Origin of the sequence: Streptomyces sp. NPDC046712 (assembly GCF_040645695.1) — a bacterium.
Taxonomy (GTDB): domain Bacteria; phylum Actinomycetota; class Actinomycetes; order Streptomycetales; family Streptomycetaceae; genus Streptomyces.
In genome coordinates, this window is sequence record NZ_JBEYYW010000001.1 from 433299 (window position 1) to 450436 (window position 17138).

16 protein-coding genes are annotated in these 17138 nt (G+C 72.2%); 9 read left to right on the plus strand and 7 right to left on the minus strand.

From position 1 onward, the window contains the following. Positions 1-95 precede the first annotated feature (95 nt). Both ABZ939_RS02070 and ABZ939_RS02075 read left to right on the plus strand, forming a co-directional pair. Complete coding sequence (locus tag ABZ939_RS02070) at positions 96-1232, plus strand: hypothetical protein (RefSeq protein ID WP_361847781.1); 1137 nt, start codon at positions 96-98, stop codon at positions 1230-1232. Between the two features lie 14 nt (positions 1233-1246). Continuing rightward, on the plus strand, positions 1247-2338 hold the full coding sequence (locus ABZ939_RS02075; protein ID WP_361847784.1) for a phosphotransferase family protein: 1092 nt from the start codon (positions 1247-1249) through the stop codon (positions 2336-2338). Between the two features lie 6 nt (positions 2339-2344). Here ABZ939_RS02075 and ABZ939_RS02080 read toward each other — a convergent pair whose 3' ends face one another. Next, positions 2345-2713 (minus strand): hypothetical protein, encoded by a 369-nt coding sequence (locus tag ABZ939_RS02080; protein ID WP_361649470.1) that lies wholly within the window; start codon positions 2711-2713, stop codon positions 2345-2347. Positions 2714-2938: 225 nt separating this feature from the next. Here ABZ939_RS02080 and ABZ939_RS02085 point away from each other — a divergent pair, with 225 nt between their 5' ends. The 4 genes from ABZ939_RS02085 to fxsA all read left to right on the plus strand — a co-directional run bounded on the left by ABZ939_RS02085 (position 2939) and on the right by fxsA (position 7027). After that, positions 2939-3379 carry an Lrp/AsnC family transcriptional regulator gene (locus tag ABZ939_RS02085; protein ID WP_215071913.1) on the plus strand — a complete coding sequence of 147 codons (441 nt, stop codon included), beginning with the start codon at positions 2939-2941 and terminating at the stop codon, positions 3377-3379. Positions 3380-3446: 67 nt separating this feature from the next. Next, on the plus strand, positions 3447-5069 hold the full coding sequence (locus tag ABZ939_RS02090; RefSeq protein WP_361847787.1) for an amidohydrolase: 1623 nt from the start codon (positions 3447-3449) through the stop codon (positions 5067-5069). A gap of 517 nt (positions 5070-5586) precedes the next feature. Beyond that, positions 5587-6366, plus strand: coding sequence for a polyprenol monophosphomannose synthase (locus ABZ939_RS02095; protein WP_361847790.1), 780 nt, complete (start codon positions 5587-5589; stop codon positions 6364-6366). Between the two features lie 67 nt (positions 6367-6433). Beyond that, positions 6434-7027, plus strand: a complete 594-nt coding sequence (gene fxsA, locus ABZ939_RS02100) for an FxsA family membrane protein (protein ID WP_361847793.1) — start codon at positions 6434-6436, stop codon at positions 7025-7027. Positions 7028-7201: 174 nt separating this feature from the next. Here the strand turns inward: fxsA and ABZ939_RS02105 are convergent, their stop codons facing one another. From ABZ939_RS02105 to ABZ939_RS02120, 4 genes are all read right to left on the minus strand, one after another. Next, the gene (locus ABZ939_RS02105; protein ID WP_026278069.1) at positions 7202-7576 is read right to left on the minus strand and encodes an RNA polymerase-binding protein RbpA; all 375 of its coding nucleotides are present in this window, start codon (positions 7574-7576) and stop codon (positions 7202-7204) included. A 255-nt stretch (positions 7577-7831) separates the two neighbouring features. Continuing rightward, positions 7832-9208, minus strand: a complete 1377-nt coding sequence (locus ABZ939_RS02110) for an MFS transporter (RefSeq protein WP_361847796.1) — start codon at positions 9206-9208, stop codon at positions 7832-7834. 41 nt (positions 9209-9249) lie between these two features. Further along, the gene (locus tag ABZ939_RS02115) at positions 9250-10014 is read right to left on the minus strand and encodes a glycerophosphodiester phosphodiesterase family protein (protein ID WP_361847799.1); all 765 of its coding nucleotides are present in this window, start codon (positions 10012-10014) and stop codon (positions 9250-9252) included. Beyond that, positions 10011-10691 carry a hypothetical protein gene (locus tag ABZ939_RS02120; RefSeq protein WP_361847801.1) on the minus strand — a complete coding sequence of 227 codons (681 nt, stop codon included), beginning with the start codon at positions 10689-10691 and terminating at the stop codon, positions 10011-10013. The genes ABZ939_RS02115 and ABZ939_RS02120 overlap by 4 nt, the downstream gene beginning before the upstream one ends. Positions 10692-10793: 102 nt before the next feature. Between ABZ939_RS02120 and ABZ939_RS02125 the strand changes: the two genes are divergently transcribed. Further along, positions 10794-12296, plus strand: coding sequence for a PLP-dependent aminotransferase family protein (locus tag ABZ939_RS02125; RefSeq protein ID WP_361847804.1), 1503 nt, complete (start codon positions 10794-10796; stop codon positions 12294-12296). Positions 12297-12812: 516 nt separating this feature from the next. Here the strand turns inward: ABZ939_RS02125 and ABZ939_RS02130 are convergent. Together ABZ939_RS02130 and ABZ939_RS02135 are read right to left on the minus strand one after the other, a co-directional pair. Then, positions 12813-14480, minus strand: coding sequence for a hypothetical protein (locus ABZ939_RS02130; RefSeq protein WP_361847807.1), 1668 nt, complete (start codon positions 14478-14480; stop codon positions 12813-12815). A 37-nt stretch (positions 14481-14517) separates the two neighbouring features. After that, positions 14518-14712 carry a hypothetical protein gene (locus tag ABZ939_RS02135; RefSeq protein ID WP_046907412.1) on the minus strand — a complete coding sequence of 65 codons (195 nt, stop codon included), beginning with the start codon at positions 14710-14712 and terminating at the stop codon, positions 14518-14520. Positions 14713-15001: 289 nt separating this feature from the next. Between ABZ939_RS02135 and ABZ939_RS02140 the strand changes: the two genes are divergently transcribed. Both ABZ939_RS02140 and ABZ939_RS02145 read left to right on the plus strand, forming a co-directional pair. Then, positions 15002-15394, plus strand: coding sequence for an ankyrin repeat domain-containing protein (locus tag ABZ939_RS02140; RefSeq protein WP_361847810.1), 393 nt, complete (start codon positions 15002-15004; stop codon positions 15392-15394). Positions 15395-15636: 242 nt separating this feature from the next. Next, positions 15637-17052, plus strand: coding sequence for a HEAT repeat domain-containing protein (locus ABZ939_RS02145; protein WP_361847813.1), 1416 nt, complete (start codon positions 15637-15639; stop codon positions 17050-17052). The last annotated feature ends 86 nt before the right edge of the window (positions 17053-17138 follow it).

Here is a 17138-nt window from a genome sequence, read left to right on the forward strand (position 1 = left end):
CGGATCAGGTCTCGGATCTGGTGTCGCACGACTCTGGCCCTCGACGCAGTTTCTGACTTACCGTCAGATCCCGCTCGCCGACCAGGAGGTCAGCCATGTCTGTGGATCGGCACGTCGACGACCGGCCCGTCGCGCTCGACGAGTACCCGGTGCACCAGGCGCCACTTTCGATGAAGCACCACGTCAGCGGCGATCGCAACGCCTATGACCGGTGCATCTTCCACGTCTTCGACCACCAGGGTCGCGCCCTGCTCATCGCCGGGCTCGGCGTGTACCCCAACACCGGGGTCATCGACGCCTACGCCACCCTTCGCATCGGCGACCGGCTGCACGCCGTGCGGGCCTCCGACGCCCTCGGCGACGACCGGATGAACCTCGCCGTCGGACCACTGCGCATCACCGTCGACGAACCCCTCCGGGCACTCACACTGCACTGCGACCCCGACCCCGCCGACCCAGAAGGGCTCTCCTTCGACCTCACCTGGACCGGGGACTTCCCCGCCGTCTGGGAACCCCACCACACCCAGCGCCGCGGCGATCGGCTCATCCTCGAAGGCCGCCGTTTCGTCCAGGCCGGCCATTGCGCCGGGACCATGCGGGCCGGCGGCGAGGAGTTCGCCGTCACGCCGGGGGAGTGGACGGGCACCCGCGACCGCAGCTGGGGCGTCCGGCCGATCCCCGGCGAGGAGCCGGGCCGCGCCGACGAGTTCCGGCCGGAGGGCTTCCACTGGCTCTGGATCCCCATGCGCTTCGACGACCGCTTCGTCATGGTCATCGCGCAGGAGGACGCCGACGGCTACCGCACCCTCAACGAGGCCGTGGTCGTACGGACCGGGCAGCGCGACACCCAACTCGGCTGGCCCCGCACCGACATCACGTACCGCCCGGGCACCCGCCACCCCGAACGGGCCGTCGTCCACCTCGCCGACCCGGCGGGAAAGCCCCTCGACGTCGAGGTCGAGATCCTCGCCTCCTCGCCGCTCGCCGTCGGCGCCGGCTATCCGCCCGCGACCGACTGGCAGCACGGCACCTGGCAGGGCCGCGACTGGACCGACCGCAGGGTCTACGACCTCTCCGACCCGGCCGCCCACCCCATGGCCGCCTTCGGCGTCACCGACCACGCGGCCCGCTTTACCCTCGACGGGCACACCGGATACGGGATCTTCGAACACGGCTCCTTCGGCCGCCACGACCCCAGCGGCTTCGCCGACTACTCGTCCGTCGCCCAGTAGAGGAGCTCGCGACCATGGCCACCGCGCCCCGCCCCCGCACCACCACCCGTGACCCCGAGGAGCTCGGCCGCCGCCTCACCCGCTGGCTCGACACCCGGCTCCCCGGCGCCCGCGTCACCGACCTCGCCGTCCCCGGCTCCAACGGCATGTCCAGCGAGACCCTGCTCTTCGACATCGACCACCCCGAGACCCCGGTGCGCGGCTGCGCCCTGCGGCTGGCCGCCGACCCCGCCGCGTACACGATCTTCCCCGTCTACGACATGGAGCGGCAGCACCGGGTGATGGGTCTGGTCGGGCAGCACACCGACATCCCCGTGCCGCGCGTGCTGTGGCTGGAGACCGACCCGGGGCCGCTCGGCGCCCCGTTCTTCGTGATGGCCAGGGCCGAGGGCCGCGTCCCGCCGGACGTCATGCCCTACACGTACGAGGGGAACTGGCTGCATGAGGCCACCGACGCCGAGCGCGCTCTCCTGGAGGCCGAGTCCGTCTCGGTGCTGGCCCGGCTGCACGACCAATTCCCCCAGAAGGAGGCGGAGTTCCTGCTCCCCGATGGATCGGGGAGCCCGCTGCGCCGGCACGTCGACGCCCAACGCGCCTACTACGCCTGGGTGGTGAAGGGCCTCGCGCCCTCCCCGCTCATCGAGTCCGCCTTCGACTGGCTGGAGGCACACTGGCCCGCCGACGAGGCTCCGGCCGTCCTGAACTGGGGCGACGCGCGCATCGGGAACATCGTCTACGACGGATTTCGGCCCGCGGCCGTGCTCGACTGGGAGATGGCGGGCTTCGCCCCGCGCGAGGTGGACCTCGGCTGGACCGTCTACCTGCACCGCTTCTTCCAGGACCTGACCGTGAGCTTCGGCCAGCCCGGGCTGCCGGAGTTCCTGCGTCGTGACGCGGTCGAGCGGCGCTATGCCGACCTCACCGGCCACACGCCGCGGGACATGGAGTTCCACACCCTCTACGCGGCGCTGCGGCACGCGATCGTGATGCTCAGAGTCGCGTACCGCCAGGCGCACTTCGGAGAGGTTCAGGTGCCGGAGAATCCGGACAGCCTGATCCTGCACCACGCCACGCTCGCGGCGATGGTGCAGGGAAGCTACTGGTAGGCGTCGTTACGCCGCGCGCCGCATCTGCGGCACCTTGATCGGACGCGAGCCCGGACCGCCGACATGCGAGAAGGGCTGCGTCCGCCAGTCGAGACCCTGAGGGAGCGTCAGCAGGAGCGCGGTGTCCTGCTCCTGGACCTCCAGCGTCTCGTCCGCGGGGCGCGCGTCGGACGCCGCCCGGCCCGTGCCCGGGCAGACCGTCAGCACGAACGGGTTCCACGGAGTCGGGCACAGCGCGTGCTCGGGCAGTACGTCCTCGTCCGCGAGCAGCGCGATCGGCTGGACGCAGTCCGGGCAGATCACCCGGTACATCTCAAAGGTGTCGTACGCGTCGAGCTCGTCGGCCGTCTCGACCGAATCAACAGGCTCCTGCATGGAGAATCTCCCCCTCGGGTGGGTCGACCAAGTACGTGTGGCCTCGACCACAGCAAGCAATTCCCATACGGCCCCCTGCATAACCGTGAGGTCTCGAACGACCTGCCCGCAAACCTGTGGTGTTCGTCACATGCCTGTCGCAGGTGCCCCGAGGATGCCCATTGATGCCTATGCGGACGGGCCCCCGGCTGTGCCGATGGCCCCCCGGGGCAATAGGTTGACCGCATGGAGGAGCTGGATCGTCAGATCGTCGAGTTGCTCGTCAGAGACGGGCGCATGAGCTACACCGACCTGGGCAAGGCCACCGGCCTGTCCACCTCGGCCGTACATCAGCGCGTCCGCCGCCTCGAGCAGCGCGGGGTCATCCGCGGCTATGCCGCCGTCGTCGACCCGGAGGCCGTCGGACTGCCGCTGACCGCCTTCATCTCGGTCAAACCCTTCGACCCCAGCGCCCCGGACGACACCCCGGACCGGCTCGCCGACATCCCGGAGATCGAGGCCTGCCACAGCGTCGCGGGCGACGAGAACTACATCCTCAAGGTGCGCGTCGCGACCCCGCTGGAGCTGGAGCACCTGCTCAGCCGCATCCGCTCCCAGGCCGGGGTCTCCAGCCGCACGACGGTCGTCCTGTCGACCCCGTACGAAGCAAGGCCGCCGCGCATCTAGCGGCACGGCCGATCCGGCTGTGGGCCCGGCGGTCGGCCGGGCTCCTCCGCACATCTAGCCTGGTCGCATGAGCGAGACCCTCTCAGAGAACGCACACCGCACCGTGCTGCTGCGCGGTGGAGACGTCCACAGCCCGGCCGACCCCTTCGCCACCGCCATGGTGGTCGAGCGAGGGCATGTCGCCTGGGTCGGCTCGGAGGGGGCGGCCGACGCCTTCGCCTCCGGGGTGGACGAGGTGATCGACCTCGAAGGCGCGCTCGTCACCCCCGCGTTCGTCGACGCGCATGTGCACACCACGGCGACCGGTCTCGCACTGACCGGCCTCGACCTGTCCACCGCCACCTCGCTCGCCGAGGCGGCGGAGCGGATCCGGGCCTACGCCGCCGCCCGTCCCGACGACCGGATCCTGATCGGGCACGGCTGGGACGCCTCGCGCTGGCCCGAGCGCCGCCCGCTGCGCCGCGACGAGCTGGACGGGCTCACGGGCGGCCGCCCGCTCTACCTCACCCGGATCGACGTCCACTCCGCCGTCGTCACCACCGCCCTGCTCGACCTCGTGCCCCGCATCCGTGAACTCGCCGGTTTCCGCGATGGCGAGCCGCTCACCGGAGACGCCCACCACGCCGTCCGCCGCGCCGCGTACGCCGCCCTCTCGCCCGCGCAGCGCACCGAGGCCCAGCGCGCGGCCCGCGCGCACGCCGCCTCGCTCGGCATCGGCACGCTCCACGAGTGCGGCGGACCCGAGATCTCCTCCGAGGACGACTTCACCGGGCTGCTCGACCTCGCCCGGGAGGAGGCCGGGCCGCGGGTGGTCGGCTACTGGGCCGACCTCGACGTCGAACGGGCCCGTGCGCTCGGCGCCGTCGGCGCGGCCGGCGACCTCTTCGCCGACGGCTCGCTCGGCTCGCACACCGCCTGCCTCCACGACGCGTACGAGGACGCCGCCCACACCGGGATCGGCCACCTCGACGCCCCCGCGGTCGCGGCCCATGTCGTCGCCTGCACCGAGGCCGGCCTCCAGGCAGGGTTCCACGCCATCGGCGACGCGGCGATCACCGCCGTCGTCGAGGGCGTGCGGGCCGCCTCCGAGAAGCTCGGCCTCGCCCGGATCCGCGCCGCCCGGCACCGCGTCGAGCACGCCGAGATGCTGACCCCCGAGACGATCGCCGCCTTCGCCGAACTCGGCCTCACCGCCTCCGTCCAGCCCGCCTTCGACGCGGCCTGGGGCGGTGAGGAGGGGATGTACGCCGAGCGCCTGGGCGTCGAGCGGGCCCGCACCCTCAACCCGTACGCCGCCCTGCTCCGCTCCGGAGTGCCGCTGGCCTTCGGCTCGGACAGCCCGGTGACCCCGCTGGACCCCTGGGGCACCGTCCGGGCGGCCGCCTTCCACCGCACCCCCGAGCACCGGATCTCCGTCCGCGCCGCCTTCACCGCCCACACCCGGGGCGGCTGGCGGGCCGTCGGCCGCGACGACGCCGGCACCCTCGTCCCCGGCGCCCCGGCCGACTACGCGATCTGGCGCGCCGACGAACTCGTGGTCCAGGCGCCCGACGACCGGGTGGCCCGCTGGTCGACCGATCCGCGCTCCGGAACGCCCGGTCTGCCCGATCTGACCCCCGGCGGCGAACTCCCGGTCTGTCTGCGCACGGTGGTCTTCGGACAAACGGTTTTCGTACGGCCGAACGAGTGACGTAGGGACATTTCGTACCGCCGATTGATGATCGACCGGCTCGCCCTCGACCTGCGGATCTTCCCCGCTGACCTGGCAGTATCGGTAATCTCCGCAGGTCAAAGGAGTATTGACAGCGAGCCGCCACCGGCCGGTAGGTTCGGCGAGTCCACCACAGGACGTCCGACCGGTTTCAACCTCCACGCAGTCGTCGAACGCCGCTGGGTCAAGGGATGGTGTGCCGCACCGGCTCACCATTACCGGGAACCAGGTTCAGCGCCCGCGCCTCGGGGGCGAGGGAAGGTTTCTCCGTCGGAGGGTGCGACCCGGGTGGGGCCCGGACGTTCAGTAGACAACGGCTCTCGGTCGACCCGCAGCCAGCGGGTTCCAGGTCGGCCCGAAGGGCGCCGGGCCCCGATCCGCACTCCATACGTGACGCCGGTTCGCAACGGCACCCCCGCAACCTGCCCCGCCGCGACCGAGTCGCGGGCGGGGCTCGCTATGGTGGGGGTTCGCGTATGTATCCGAAGGGGCAGCAGTGAACGACGGTGGCCAGAGGCGTTACGGCCCGCTCGGCAGAGCCTTGGTGATCATTCCGACCTACAACGAGGCGGAGAACATCAAGCCGATCGTCTCGCGCGTACGGGCGGCCGTACCGGAGGCGCACATCCTCGTCGCCGACGACAACAGCCCCGACGGCACGGGCAAGTTCGCCGACGAGATCGCGGCGGAGGACGACCACGTCCATGTCCTGCACCGCAAGGGCAAGGAGGGGCTCGGCGCCGCCTACCTCGCCGGCTTCCGCTGGGGCATCGAGAACGGCTACGGCGTCCTCGTCGAGATGGACGCCGACGGCTCCCACCAGCCCGAGGAACTGCCCCGGCTGCTGACCGCGCTGAAGGGCGCCGACCTCGTGCTCGGCTCCCGCTGGGTGCCCGGCGGCCGGATCGTGAACTGGCCCAAGTCCCGCGAGTTCATCTCCCGCGGCGGCAGCCTCTACTCCCGCGTCATGCTCGACGTGCCGATCCGTGACGTCACCGGCGGCTACCGGGCCTTCCGCAAGGAGACCCTGGAGGGCCTGGGCCTGGAAGACGTGGCCTCGGCCGGCTACTGCTTCCAGGTCGACCTGGCCCGCCGCGCCGTCGCCGCCGGCTTCCATGTCGTCGAGGTCCCGATCACCTTCGTGGAGCGCGAGATCGGCGACTCGAAGATGAGCCGCAACATCGTCGTCGAGGCCCTGTGGCGGGTCACCGGCTGGGGTCTGATGGCCCGTGCGAACAAGGTCGGCAAGCTGCTCGGCCATAAGTCCGCGAGCTGAGGGCCGCCGGTCGGGACTGATCCCTCCTTTACGACGTTCCTGCGACGGGCCAGGCACACTGGGGGACATGACGACCGGCGCCACGCCTCCCCTCGCCCCGAAGCGCTCACGCGCGCGTACGTTTCTCCCGCTGGCCCTCGCCGCCTGGCTGGTCCTCGAGATCTGGCTGCTCACGGTGGTGGCGAACGCTGTCGGTGGGCTCACGGTCTTCGGCCTGCTGCTCGGCGGAGCCGTTCTCGGCGCCGTGGTGATCAAGCGGGCCGGACGCCGCGCCTTCAAGAACCTCACCGAGACCTTCCAGCAGGCCCAGGCGGCGGCGCAGACCGGCGTCGCGCCGACCGCGGCCGATCGGGCCGGCGCGGGCGACCGCAACGGCTTCCTGATGCTCGGCGGTCTGCTGCTGATGATCCCCGGCCTGATCTCCGACGCGGCCGGTCTGCTGCTGCTCGTGCCGCCGGTGCGCTCCTTCCTCGGCCGGTACGCGGACCGGGCCGCCGAGCGCCGGATGAACGCGGCCCCTCCCGGCAGCCTGCAGGACGCCTTCCAGCAGGCTCGTATGCGCCGTCCCGACGGCAAGGTCGTCCAGGGCGAGGTCATCCGCGAGGACGCACCCCAGGGGCCGCAGCGCCCCCAGGACCCCCGCAAGCCCCTGACGCCGTAACACCGACGAGTCCTTGCTGCTGACGCCGTAATGCCGACGAGCCCGTGCCGCTGACGCCGTAATGCCGACGAGCCCGTGCCACTGACGCCGTAATACCGACGCGACAACGCCGCGGGGCCCGGTACACACAAGGTGTACCGGGCCCCGCGGCGTCGCTTCGGCCGTGCCGTCCGCCTAGGCGGACTTGCGGCTGTCTCGCGGATGTACGGCGATGTTCATGGCGCCGGAACGGAGGACCGCCAGCCTCTCGGCCAGGACCTCCTCCAGCTCCTCGCGGGTGCGCCGCTCCATGAGCATGTCCCAGTGCGTACGCGCCGGCTTGCCCTTCTTCTCCTCGGGGCCGTCCCCGTCCACCAGGAGTGCCTGGCTGCCGCAGACCTTGCACTCCCACTCCGGCGGAATTTCCGCTTCCACCGAGAAGGGCATCTCAAAACGATGGCCCTTCTCGCATGCGTACTCCACGGCCTGGCGCGGGGCCAGATCGATGCCGCGGTCGGTCTCGTAGCTGGTCACCACGAGGCGCGTGCCGCGAAGAGCTCGCTCACTCATGAATCGTGCCTCCCGGGCTTGTCGCCCACAGGACAGGTGTCGCTGTCGTCGTCATCCGGTCAACGTCCGGTCGGCGGTAAAGATTCCCGTTCCGGGTCATGCGTCGCCCGTCGTGCCGCCCCTTGTTCTACCCACCAGTGCCCGGTTTGTCACATCTGGCAGCAGATGTCACCCAGCGTCTTCACCGAAGCAGCACGCAGTAACGGTCCGCCTGGCAGGCCAAAGGCGTACACTACCGGCCTTTCACTTCCGCGTCTAAATTCGCTCGGGAACCGGGTTGCCCGCGGCCGCCACGGCGCGCCGCACCGGCACCCGCGCGAGCAGCACGAAACCGGCCGCGAAGAAGATCACCAGAGAGATGATGGCATCCCGGTAGCTCCCGGTCAGCTGATACGCGAGACCGAACACGAGTGGCCCCAGCCAGCTCAGGCCCCGGTCGCTCATCTCGTACGCCGAGAAGTACTCCGCCTCCTTGCCGCGCGGCACCAGATGGGAGAACAACGAACGCGACAGCGCCTGGCTTCCGCCGAGGACCAGACCGATCGCCGCCGCGAGACAGAAGAACGCCACCGGCGCGTCGGCCGGCAGGAAGTACCCGGCGGCCAGGATCAGCGTCCAGACCGCCAGCGACCCGAGGATCGTGCGCTTGGCGCCGTACGACCGCGCCATCCGGCCCATGCCGAGCGCACCGACGACGGCGAGCACCTGGACCAGCAGCACCGCCGTGATCAGCGTCGTCTGGTCGAGCCCCAGCTCCTCGGAGCCGTAGATCGACGCCTGCGAGATCACGGTCTGCACCCCGTCGTTGTAGACGAGATAGGCGAGCAGGAACGACAGCGTCAGCGGATGGCGGCGCATGTCCCTCAGCGTGGCCATGAGCTGACGCCAGCCACCGCCGACCGACCCCTCCGAGCCCGAGCCCGAGCCCTCGCCGTGCTGCTGGACGCGCCGGTCCCGCAGCCGCCGCAGCGGGATGAGGGCGAACGCGCCCCACCACAGTCCGGCCGAGGCCAGACAGATCCGCACCGCCGTGCCCTCGCTCAGCCCGAAGGATTCGTGTCCCGAGTACAGGATCAGGTTGAGGACCAGGACCAGCGCCCCCGACGTGTAGCCGAACGCCCAGCCGCGGGAGGAGACCGCGTCCCGCTCGTGGGGCTCGGCGATCTGCGGCAGGTACGCGTTGTACAGCGCCATCGCCACCGCGAACGAGGCGTTCGCGACGATCAGCAGGAACGCGCCGAGGAGATAGCGCTGCCCCTCCAGGAAGAACATGCCCGTCGTCGCCGCCGCGCCCAGATAGGCCGAGGCCGCGAGCAGCGGCTTCTTGCGGCCGGTCCGGTCCGCGACCGCGCCCGCCAACGGCATCGCGAACACCGCCACCACGAGCGAGGCCGAGACGGCGTACGCGAAGAGCGAGCCCGCCCGCACCGGTATGCCCAGGGGATGGACGAATCCCTCCGCGTCCGCCGCGGCCTTCGCGACCGAGGTCAGATACGGGCCGAGGAACACCGTGAGGACGCTCGTCGAGTACACCGAGCAGGCGAAGTCGTAGAAGTACCAGCCGCGCTGCTCGCGCCTGCGGTCGGCCGGAGGGGCGGTGTGCTCCTCCGGCTCGGTGGTGTCGGCAGTCACGGCCGCGGCCCCCTCGTTCGTCCCCGTGGAGGGACGCGCGTTCAGACCCACACGCCCCGGGCGGTCAGCACTGCGCGCAGCGCCTCCAGATGATCGGTCATGATGCCATCCACCCCCAGGTCGAGGAGAGAGTTCATCCGCTCCGGATCGTTGACGGTCCACACATGTACCTGCAGACCGCGGGCATGGGCCTCGCGCACGAAGCGGCGATCGACCACAGGGATGCCGCCCTGGCTCGCCGGCACCTGCGCGGCGACCGCGCCCGCGCGCAGCGCCGCCGGGATGCCGAGCGAGCGCAGCCGCAGGCCGAGGACGCCCTTCACGCCGTACGAGGTCGCCAGGCGGTCCCCCGCCAGGCGCTGTGCCCTGGCCACCCGGCCCTCGGTGAACGAGCCCACGCAGATCCGGTCCCACGCTCCGGTCCTGCGGATCAGGTCGACCAGTGGGACCAGGGACGACTCGGCTTTCAGATCCACGTTCCAGCGGGCCTGGGGGAACTCCTCCAGAAGCTCCTCGAAGAGCGGCAGCGGCTCCTTGCCGGCCACCCGCGCCTCACGGACGGCGTCCCACGGGAGGTCGCGGATGCGGCCGGTGGCGTCCGTGACCCGGTCGAGCGTCGAGTCGTGGAAGGCGACCAGCGCACCGTCCGCGGTGGTGTGCACATCGGTCTCGAAGTAGCGGTAACCGGCCGCCGCGGCCCGCCGGAAGGCGGCCGCGGTGTTCTCCAGGCCGTCCGCCGTGCCGCCGCGATGGGCGAACGCTATGGGGGACGGGTGGTCGAGGTAGGGGTGGCGTACGCGAGTCACCGCCGCAGTATCGCCTGCTCCGGTGTCCCCGAGGCGACCACGGTGCTGCTCACGTCCTGCTCGGGGATGGCGAACCGGCGCAGGAAGAACTGCGCGAGCGGGCCGATGCTCAGCGCGTACAGGACGGTTCCGACGCCGACCGAACCGCCGAGCAGGAAGCCGGTGGCGACCACGGCGACCTCGATGGCCGTGCGGACCAGGCGGATCGAGCGGCCCGTGAGCCGGTGCAGTCCGGTCATCAGACCGTCGCGCGGACCGGGGCCGAACCGGGCGGCGATGTACAGGCCGGTCGCCACGCCGTTGAGCACGATGCCGAGGACCAGCAGCGCGATCCGTGCGGCGAGACCGTGGACGTCCGGCACCAGGGCGAGGGTCCCGTCCATCGCCACACCGATGACGAAGACGTTCGAGACCGTGCCCAGGCCCGGCTTCTGCCGGATCGGGATCCACAGGAGCAGAACGATCGCCCCCACGAAGATGGAGACGACTCCGATGGTCAGCCCGGTCCGCTCGGCGAGACCCTGATGGAGGACGCCCCAGGGCTCCAGTCCGAGCCCGCCGCGCACCAGGAGCGCCGAGCTGATCCCGTACAGCGCCAGTCCGACATACAGCTGCGTGAGCCTGCGGGGCACGTGACGACCGGTGAGCCGGCCGCGGAGGCCGGAGGCGATGGACAAGACGGTGCCCCTTGTGTGGTGGGAGTGGACTGACTCATGACACTCTGTGGCGGAGGATTGGACGCCAACCATGGCCAATCCGAGGAAGGTGGACTGATTTCCATGGCTCAGTGGACTTCGGCGGTGGGGCCCGCCCAGCTGGCCCGGCAGCTTCAGGCGCAGCAGCCGCGCCCCGCCGGACCCGGCGCGCGCAAGCCGCCCGCCTACCGCGCACTGGCCGACGGCATCCGCCTCCTCGTCCTGGAAGGCCGCGTGCCCGTCGCGGCCCGGCTGCCCGCCGAGCGCGAGCTCGCCGTGGCGCTCACCGTCAGCCGTACGACGGTGGCCGCCGCGTACGAGGCGCTGCGCGCCGAGGGCTTCCTGGAGTCTCGGCGCGGGGCCGGCAGCTGGACCGCCGTACCGGCCGGGAACCCGTTGCCCGCGCGGGGGCTCGAACCCCTGCCGCCGGAGTCCCTCGGCTCGATGATCGACCTCGGCTGCGCGGCGCTGCCCGCGCCCGAGCCGTGGCTGACCCGGAGCGTCCAGGGCGCACTGGAGGAGCTTCCGCCGTACGCCCATACGCACGGGGACTACCCCGCCGGACTGCCCGCGCTGCGGCAGATGCTCGCCGACCGGTACACCGAGCGGGGCATCCCGACCATGCCCGAGCAGATCATGGTCACCACCGGCGCGATGGGCGCCATCGACGCCATCTGTCATCTCTTCGCGGGGCGCGGCGAGCGGATCGCCGTCGAGTCGCCCTCGTACGCCAACATCCTCCAGCTCATGCGCTCGGCGGGCGCCCGGCTCGTGCCCGTCGCGATGGCCGAGGGGCTGTCCGGCTGGGACCTGGGCCGCTGGCGGCAGGTGCTGCGGGACGCGGCGCCGCGGCTCGCGTACGTCGTCGCCGACTTCCACAACCCGACGGGCGCGCTGGCGGACGAGGACCAGCGACGGCAGCTCGTGGACGCGGCCCGTTCGGCCGGCACGGTCCTCGTCGTCGACGAGACGATGTCCGAGCTGTACCTGGACGACGGCGGCCTGGACATGCCGAAGCCCGTGTGCGCGTTCGACCCGGCGGGCGCGACGGTGCTCACGGTCGGCTCGGCGAGCAAGGCGTTCTGGGCGGGCATGCGGATCGGCTGGGTGCGGGCCGCGCCCGACGTGATCCGCTCGCTGGTGGCGGCGCGGGCCTACGCGGACCTGGGCACTCCCGTCCTTGAGCAGCTCGGGGTCAACTGGCTGATGCGGACCGGCGGCTGGGAGCAGGCCGTCGACATCCGCCGCACCCAGGCGCGGGAGAACCGGGACGCGCTGGTCGCGGCGGTGCGGGCCGAGCTGCCGGAGTGGGAGTTCGAGGTCCCCCGCGGCGGCCTGACCCTCTGGGTCCGCACGGGCGGCCTCTCCGGCTCGCGGATCGCCGAGGTCGGCGAGCGGGTCGGGGTACGGGTCCCCTCGGGGCCGCGGTTCGGCGTGGACGGCGCTTTCGAGGGATACGTCCGGCTGCCCTTCACCGTGGGCGGCCCGGTCGCGGAGGAGGCAGCGGCCCGCCTGGCGGCCGCGGCCCGTCTCGTCGAGTCGGGCGCGGGGGCGGGCGTGGAGCCGTCACGTGCGTTCGTGGCGTAGGCCCGCCGCCCCGTGTGGGCATTCGTGCTGCTGGGGCGGCGCCCCCCCTCGGCCCGCCGCGTGGGCATTCGTGTTGCTGGTCCCCGCCCCGTGTGGGCCTTCGTCCCGCTGGGGCGGTGCCCCCCTTGCCCCGCTCCGTGTGCGCATTCGTCCCGTGTCCACCCCCGCCCCGCCCCGTGTGGGCATCCGTGTTGACGGGGCGGTGCCCCACTCGCCCCGCGCCGTGTGGGCATTCGTCCCGCTGGGGCGGGACGGGTGGGCACACGGGACGGCGCCCTTGCGGGCGCGTCCGCTCCCTGGGCCCGTGCGCCCCGCGGACCCGCACGCACAGGGCCTTGGTGCCCGCACGCCCCTCGGGGTGCGGGGCGGTCGGAGCAGAGGCGCCTGCAAGGGCGCCGTCCGTTGTGCCCACCCGTTCCGCCCCAGCGGAACGAATGCCCACAACGGGAGGTGGGCGGGGGTTTGCCCTGCGCCCGGTTCGGCGCTGGGGAACGGTGCTCACAACGGGGGTGGGCGTCAGCCCTCCGCAGGGACCGGGGTGTGGCGCGGGGCTGGGCCGTGGCCGGCGCCGGGGGCGGGGCCAGGTTCCGACACGACCGCCGGGCCGGGTTCCGGCACCACGGCGGGGCCGGGGTCCGGGGCCGAACCAGGGGCCGCTTCGACCGCCGTCGCCGTCGCCGTCTGCCGCTCCGGCAGGAGCGCCATGACGGCCTGGCGGTGCGCCTCACTCGTCGCGTCGTCGTACGGATCGGGCGTCGCCGGCACCTGCAGCCGCAGGACCTGGCCGGTGCCGAGGCGGGCGTAGCCACGGCCCGGCGGGACGACCGGGACCGGTGTGGTGTGCGGCCCGACGCCGAGGACCGACGCGATCTGCCCGGACGTGGCCGGGCCGAGCACGACCCGGGCGCGGGTGTGCGTCCGTACCGTCTCGCTCAGCGTCTCCACGCTGTCGAACTGTTCCGCCACCACCACCGTGACCTGCGCGGCCCGCCCGTGCCGCAGCGGCACCTGGAGGAGGTCCTGCGGGTCGGGACGGCCGTCGGCCGCCGCCAGGTGGCCGAGGACGCTCGGCCGGTCCAGCAGGATCCACAGCGGGCGCCTGGTGTCGTCGGGCGCGGGCCGGCCCGCCTGACGGGCCCGGTTCGCGGCGATCAGCCGCCGCTCGGTCTCGTGCGCCGCCCACTCCAGGCTGGCCAGCGCACCCGCGAGGCCGCACTCGACGGCCAGGACGCCGGCGCGCCCGGTGAGACAGGCGTACTCGCCGGTGCCGCTGCCCTCGACGATCAGCACATCGCCGTGCGGCAGGGCCTGCAGGGCGATGGAGCGCAGAAGGGAGGTCGTGCCGCTGCCGGGCTGTCCGACGGCGAGCAGATGCGGCTCCGTGGAACGCGGACCGGTACGCCACACCACCGGGGGCGCGTCCTCGGCCCCGTCGGCGGCCTGGACCGGCACGGTCCGCTGCACGGCGTCGGCGTCGGTGAAGCCGAGGACCGTCTCGCCGGGCACGGTGACGAAGCGCTGGGCGGCGATCGTGGTCGGAAGGGCCGGCAGCACGCTCATGACGAGCTGGTTACCCTCCTCGTCCCAGTCGAAGAGGTACTCGCGGCCGCGCCCCGACTTGGCGTGCAACAGCTGCTCGATACGGGCGCGGGAGGCGGCCTCGCCGTCGGTGAAGTACGCGGGGTACTTGATCCGGAGGCGGGTGAGCCGCCCGCTGTCGTCGAAGGCGTGGTCCCCGAACGCGCCGCTCCAGTCGCCGCCGTGGGCGAAGAGCGGGGCCGGGTCCTCGGGGACGGAGAAGTACGGCACCAGCGCCTCGTAGAGGCCCTTGAGCCGCTCGATCTCGGCCTCGTCGGGCCCGGTCTTCACGACCGGGCGCTCCCGCCCCTTCCACGCGGCCGCGCCCATCACCGAGACGAGGGCGAGGAGCGGCCCGTACGGCACGAGGGCGACGACGAGAACGCAGGCCGCGACCAGGAGCAGCGTGGGACCGCGCCGCTCCTTGGGGGTCGCGGCCCACTTGGCGCGCGCGGTCGCGGCCAGCTTCCGCAGACCACGCGAGATGGTGATCAGCGGATGGAGCACATCGGTGGCGCTGTCGGCGGCCGTGCGCGCGATCTCTCGACTGCGAGCGATCCGGTCGCTGCCGCTGCTCAGAATGCGGGGGAGTGGTCGCCGGGCCACGTCGTACTCCTGGAGTTGTGGAAGGGGCTGAGGGGCGTCAGAACTTGATCCCGCCCAAGAGGCTGGCGAGGCTCTGGCCGCCTGCGGTGATGCTCGGGGCGATGGCGGTGCCCGCGAGGTAGAAGCCGAACAGCGCGCTGACGAGGGCGTGGGAGGCCTTCATCCCGTCCTTCTTGAAGAACAGGAAGCAGATGATGCCGAGCAGGACCACGCCTGAGATGGACAGGATCATGAGGTGTTCTCCTGGTTGAGGGGACAGTCACCATGAGTCCTTCCAGGTTCACAGGAAGTATCTATGCGATTAAAGGTGCATAAGGGTGAAAGATGGGTGATTTCACTTGACTGGCGGATGTGGGGGGCTTGCCCGAGTGGCGAAATGCGCGGAGCGCGCTAGCTGATCTTTGCCGTGGACGCGCCCCGTCATGTCCCGGGACGGGCAGTACCCTGTCGATTCACTCGTACGGCCTCGCTTGCCGTGCGCAGGTCACATGCATGACGGAACGGAAAGGCGGACACGTCCGATGAGCGAGACTCCGGACCCCGAGGTCATCGAACTGGCGGGCAAGGTCTTCGACCTCGCCCGGACCGGCGACGCCGAGACGCTGGCCGCCTACGTCGACGCGGGCGTCCCGGCCGATCTCACCAACGACAAGGGCGACTCCCTCGTCATGCTCGCCGCCTACCACGGGCACGCGGAGGCGGTCGCCGCCCTGCTGGCCCGGGGTGCCGACGCGGACCGTGCCAACGACCGCGGCCAGACTCCGCTCGCCGGCGCGGTCTTCAAGGGGGAGGACGCCGTCGTCCGCGCGCTGCTCGCCGGCGGCGCAAATCCGGAAGCGGGGACTCCGTCTGCCGTGGATACTGCTCGGATGTTTGGGAAGACAGAACTGCTGGAGCTGTTCGGCGCCCGGTGAAGATCCGGGTGAACGGGCACTGAACCCCAGGTGAGAGCGGTGTCGTAAATGTGGTCGCGGTGGCGAAATGGCTGGGTCATCATGACGTCGGGCCCGCACGGGGCCACCGACGAGAGGCAGAGGAAGATGGTCAACACCAAGCGAAGGACGACGGGCGGCCAAACATGTTGCTGCGCGGCCTAGGCGATCACCAGTCCCCGGTACTCCCGGTCGTGTCGACAGCTTGATGTGAGGCATCTTCCATGTTCGATCCAGTCATAGCGCCGAGCGGCACCCTGCTCGGTCTGCTGCAGAGGGGCCGCGGCGACGGCACCCTGCACGCACTCGCCGCGCCGCGCGCCGAGGCCCTCGCGGCCCTCAACCACTGCGTTCTCAGCGACCCCCGCCAGGACTGGCAGGTCGAGAACCGCTCCCTCTACTACGCACGTCTGTACCTCGACCTGCACGGCGGGCTCACCGAGATCGAGACCCACCTCTTCGGGGCCGAGGACCACTTCGACACCGAGGAGAACAGGACCGGGCTCGCGCTCGCCGTCCTCGGACACCTCGCCTCCTACGGCCGCCAGGACGCCCTGGTGCTGCTCCGGCGGTACGCCGCGACCGGCACCAACTGGGCGTGGGCCCTGGACGAGCTCGCCCTGCGCGACGACGACGCCGGACTGCGCTCGCTCGCCGGACCGGTGCTCGCCCGCTTCCCGGCCACCCCGGAGGGCGACGCCGAGCTGGCGAGCGCCGTACGGGACGCCTTCGAGCCCCGGCCGTGGCGGCTGTGGTCCGAGGACCAGCGGGACGCCGTCGGCGCCCGGGTCAGGGCTGCCCAGGAACAGGGCTCCTTCGACCGTTGGCAGCGCCAGATGCGGCCGAGCGGGCCCCGGCCCGGCTGGAGCGTCCAGGCGGTCTTCGACTGGGCCCAGGAGGGCCTGGAGCGCGGCGCCGTCCTGCACGGGCCGGCCGCCCGCTGCCTGACCGCCGTCGCCGGCCCCGACGACCGTCCCGTCATCGTCGAAGCCGCACGCAGCGGACCCGACGGGGCGCGCTGCGCCGCCCTGCACTACCTCGCCGAGGCACGCGACCCCGCCGTGCTCGACCTCATCGAGGCCGCCGCCGGCAGCGCCTCCCGTACCGTCGCCGAAGCCGCCGTCTCCGCGTTCGAGCGGATGTGCGGCGACGCCGCCGTCGACCGGGCCCGCGGCTGGGTGCACCGGCCCGACGCGCTCGGCGCGGCCGCCGCGGGCGTCCTCGCCTGCCGGGGCGGCGCCCAGGACGCCCTGCTCGTGCTCGGCGCCCTGCGCGAGACGGTCCGGGCCGAAGGCCCCGACGCGACCGCCCTCTACACGCTCGTCGACGGCGCCGGCCGCCTCGGCATCGCCTGCGCCGCCCCCGTCCTGCGCCACGTCTACCGAGAGACGGCCTCCTCCCAACTGCGCGGCCGTACGGCCCGCGCCCTCGCGGCCACCGACCCGACTTTTCCGACGGGCTTCGCCGTCGAATGCCTCTGGGACTGCGAGGAGACCACGCGCGAGGTCGCGGCGCTGCACGCCGAGACCGGTGACGTACGGGTCGCGGAGCGATTGCGCCGACTGGCGGCCGACCCGGCCGAAGAGGCCGAGGTCCAGACGGCGGTCCGCAACCGGATAGGCCCGGACCTGCAGGTCTGAGCGGGGCCGCCCGACCCGTCGCACAGACCCGCAGGTCTGAGCGCCGCCCCCGCCCCGTCGCACCGGACGGTGGGGCGGGGCCCGGG

What these genes read in the sequence shown, in the direction of transcription:
- ABZ939_RS02070 (WP_361847781.1), top strand. Translation starts at nt 96, where the DNA reads ATGTCTGTGGATCGGCACGTCGACGACCGGCCCGTCGCGCTCGACGAG.
- ABZ939_RS02145 (WP_361847813.1), top strand. Translation starts at nt 15,637, where the DNA reads ATGTTCGATCCAGTCATAGCGCCGAGCGGCACCCTGCTCGGTCTGCTG.
- ABZ939_RS02105 (WP_026278069.1), bottom strand. Translation starts at nt 7,576, where the DNA reads ATGAGTGAGCGAGCTCTTCGCGGCACGCGCCTCGTGGTGACCAGCTAC.
- ABZ939_RS02135 (WP_046907412.1), bottom strand. Translation starts at nt 14,712, where the DNA reads ATGATCCTGTCCATCTCAGGCGTGGTCCTGCTCGGCATCATCTGCTTC.
- fxsA (WP_361847793.1), top strand. Translation starts at nt 6,434, where the DNA reads ATGACGACCGGCGCCACGCCTCCCCTCGCCCCGAAGCGCTCACGCGCG.
- ABZ939_RS02080 (WP_361649470.1), bottom strand. Translation starts at nt 2,713, where the DNA reads ATGCAGGAGCCTGTTGATTCGGTCGAGACGGCCGACGAGCTCGACGCG.
- ABZ939_RS02140 (WP_361847810.1), top strand. Translation starts at nt 15,002, where the DNA reads ATGAGCGAGACTCCGGACCCCGAGGTCATCGAACTGGCGGGCAAGGTC.
- ABZ939_RS02085 (WP_215071913.1), top strand. Translation starts at nt 2,939, where the DNA reads ATGGAGGAGCTGGATCGTCAGATCGTCGAGTTGCTCGTCAGAGACGGG.
- ABZ939_RS02125 (WP_361847804.1), top strand. Translation starts at nt 10,794, where the DNA reads ATGGCTCAGTGGACTTCGGCGGTGGGGCCCGCCCAGCTGGCCCGGCAG.
- ABZ939_RS02075 (WP_361847784.1), top strand. Translation starts at nt 1,247, where the DNA reads ATGGCCACCGCGCCCCGCCCCCGCACCACCACCCGTGACCCCGAGGAG.
- ABZ939_RS02090 (WP_361847787.1), top strand. Translation starts at nt 3,447, where the DNA reads ATGAGCGAGACCCTCTCAGAGAACGCACACCGCACCGTGCTGCTGCGC.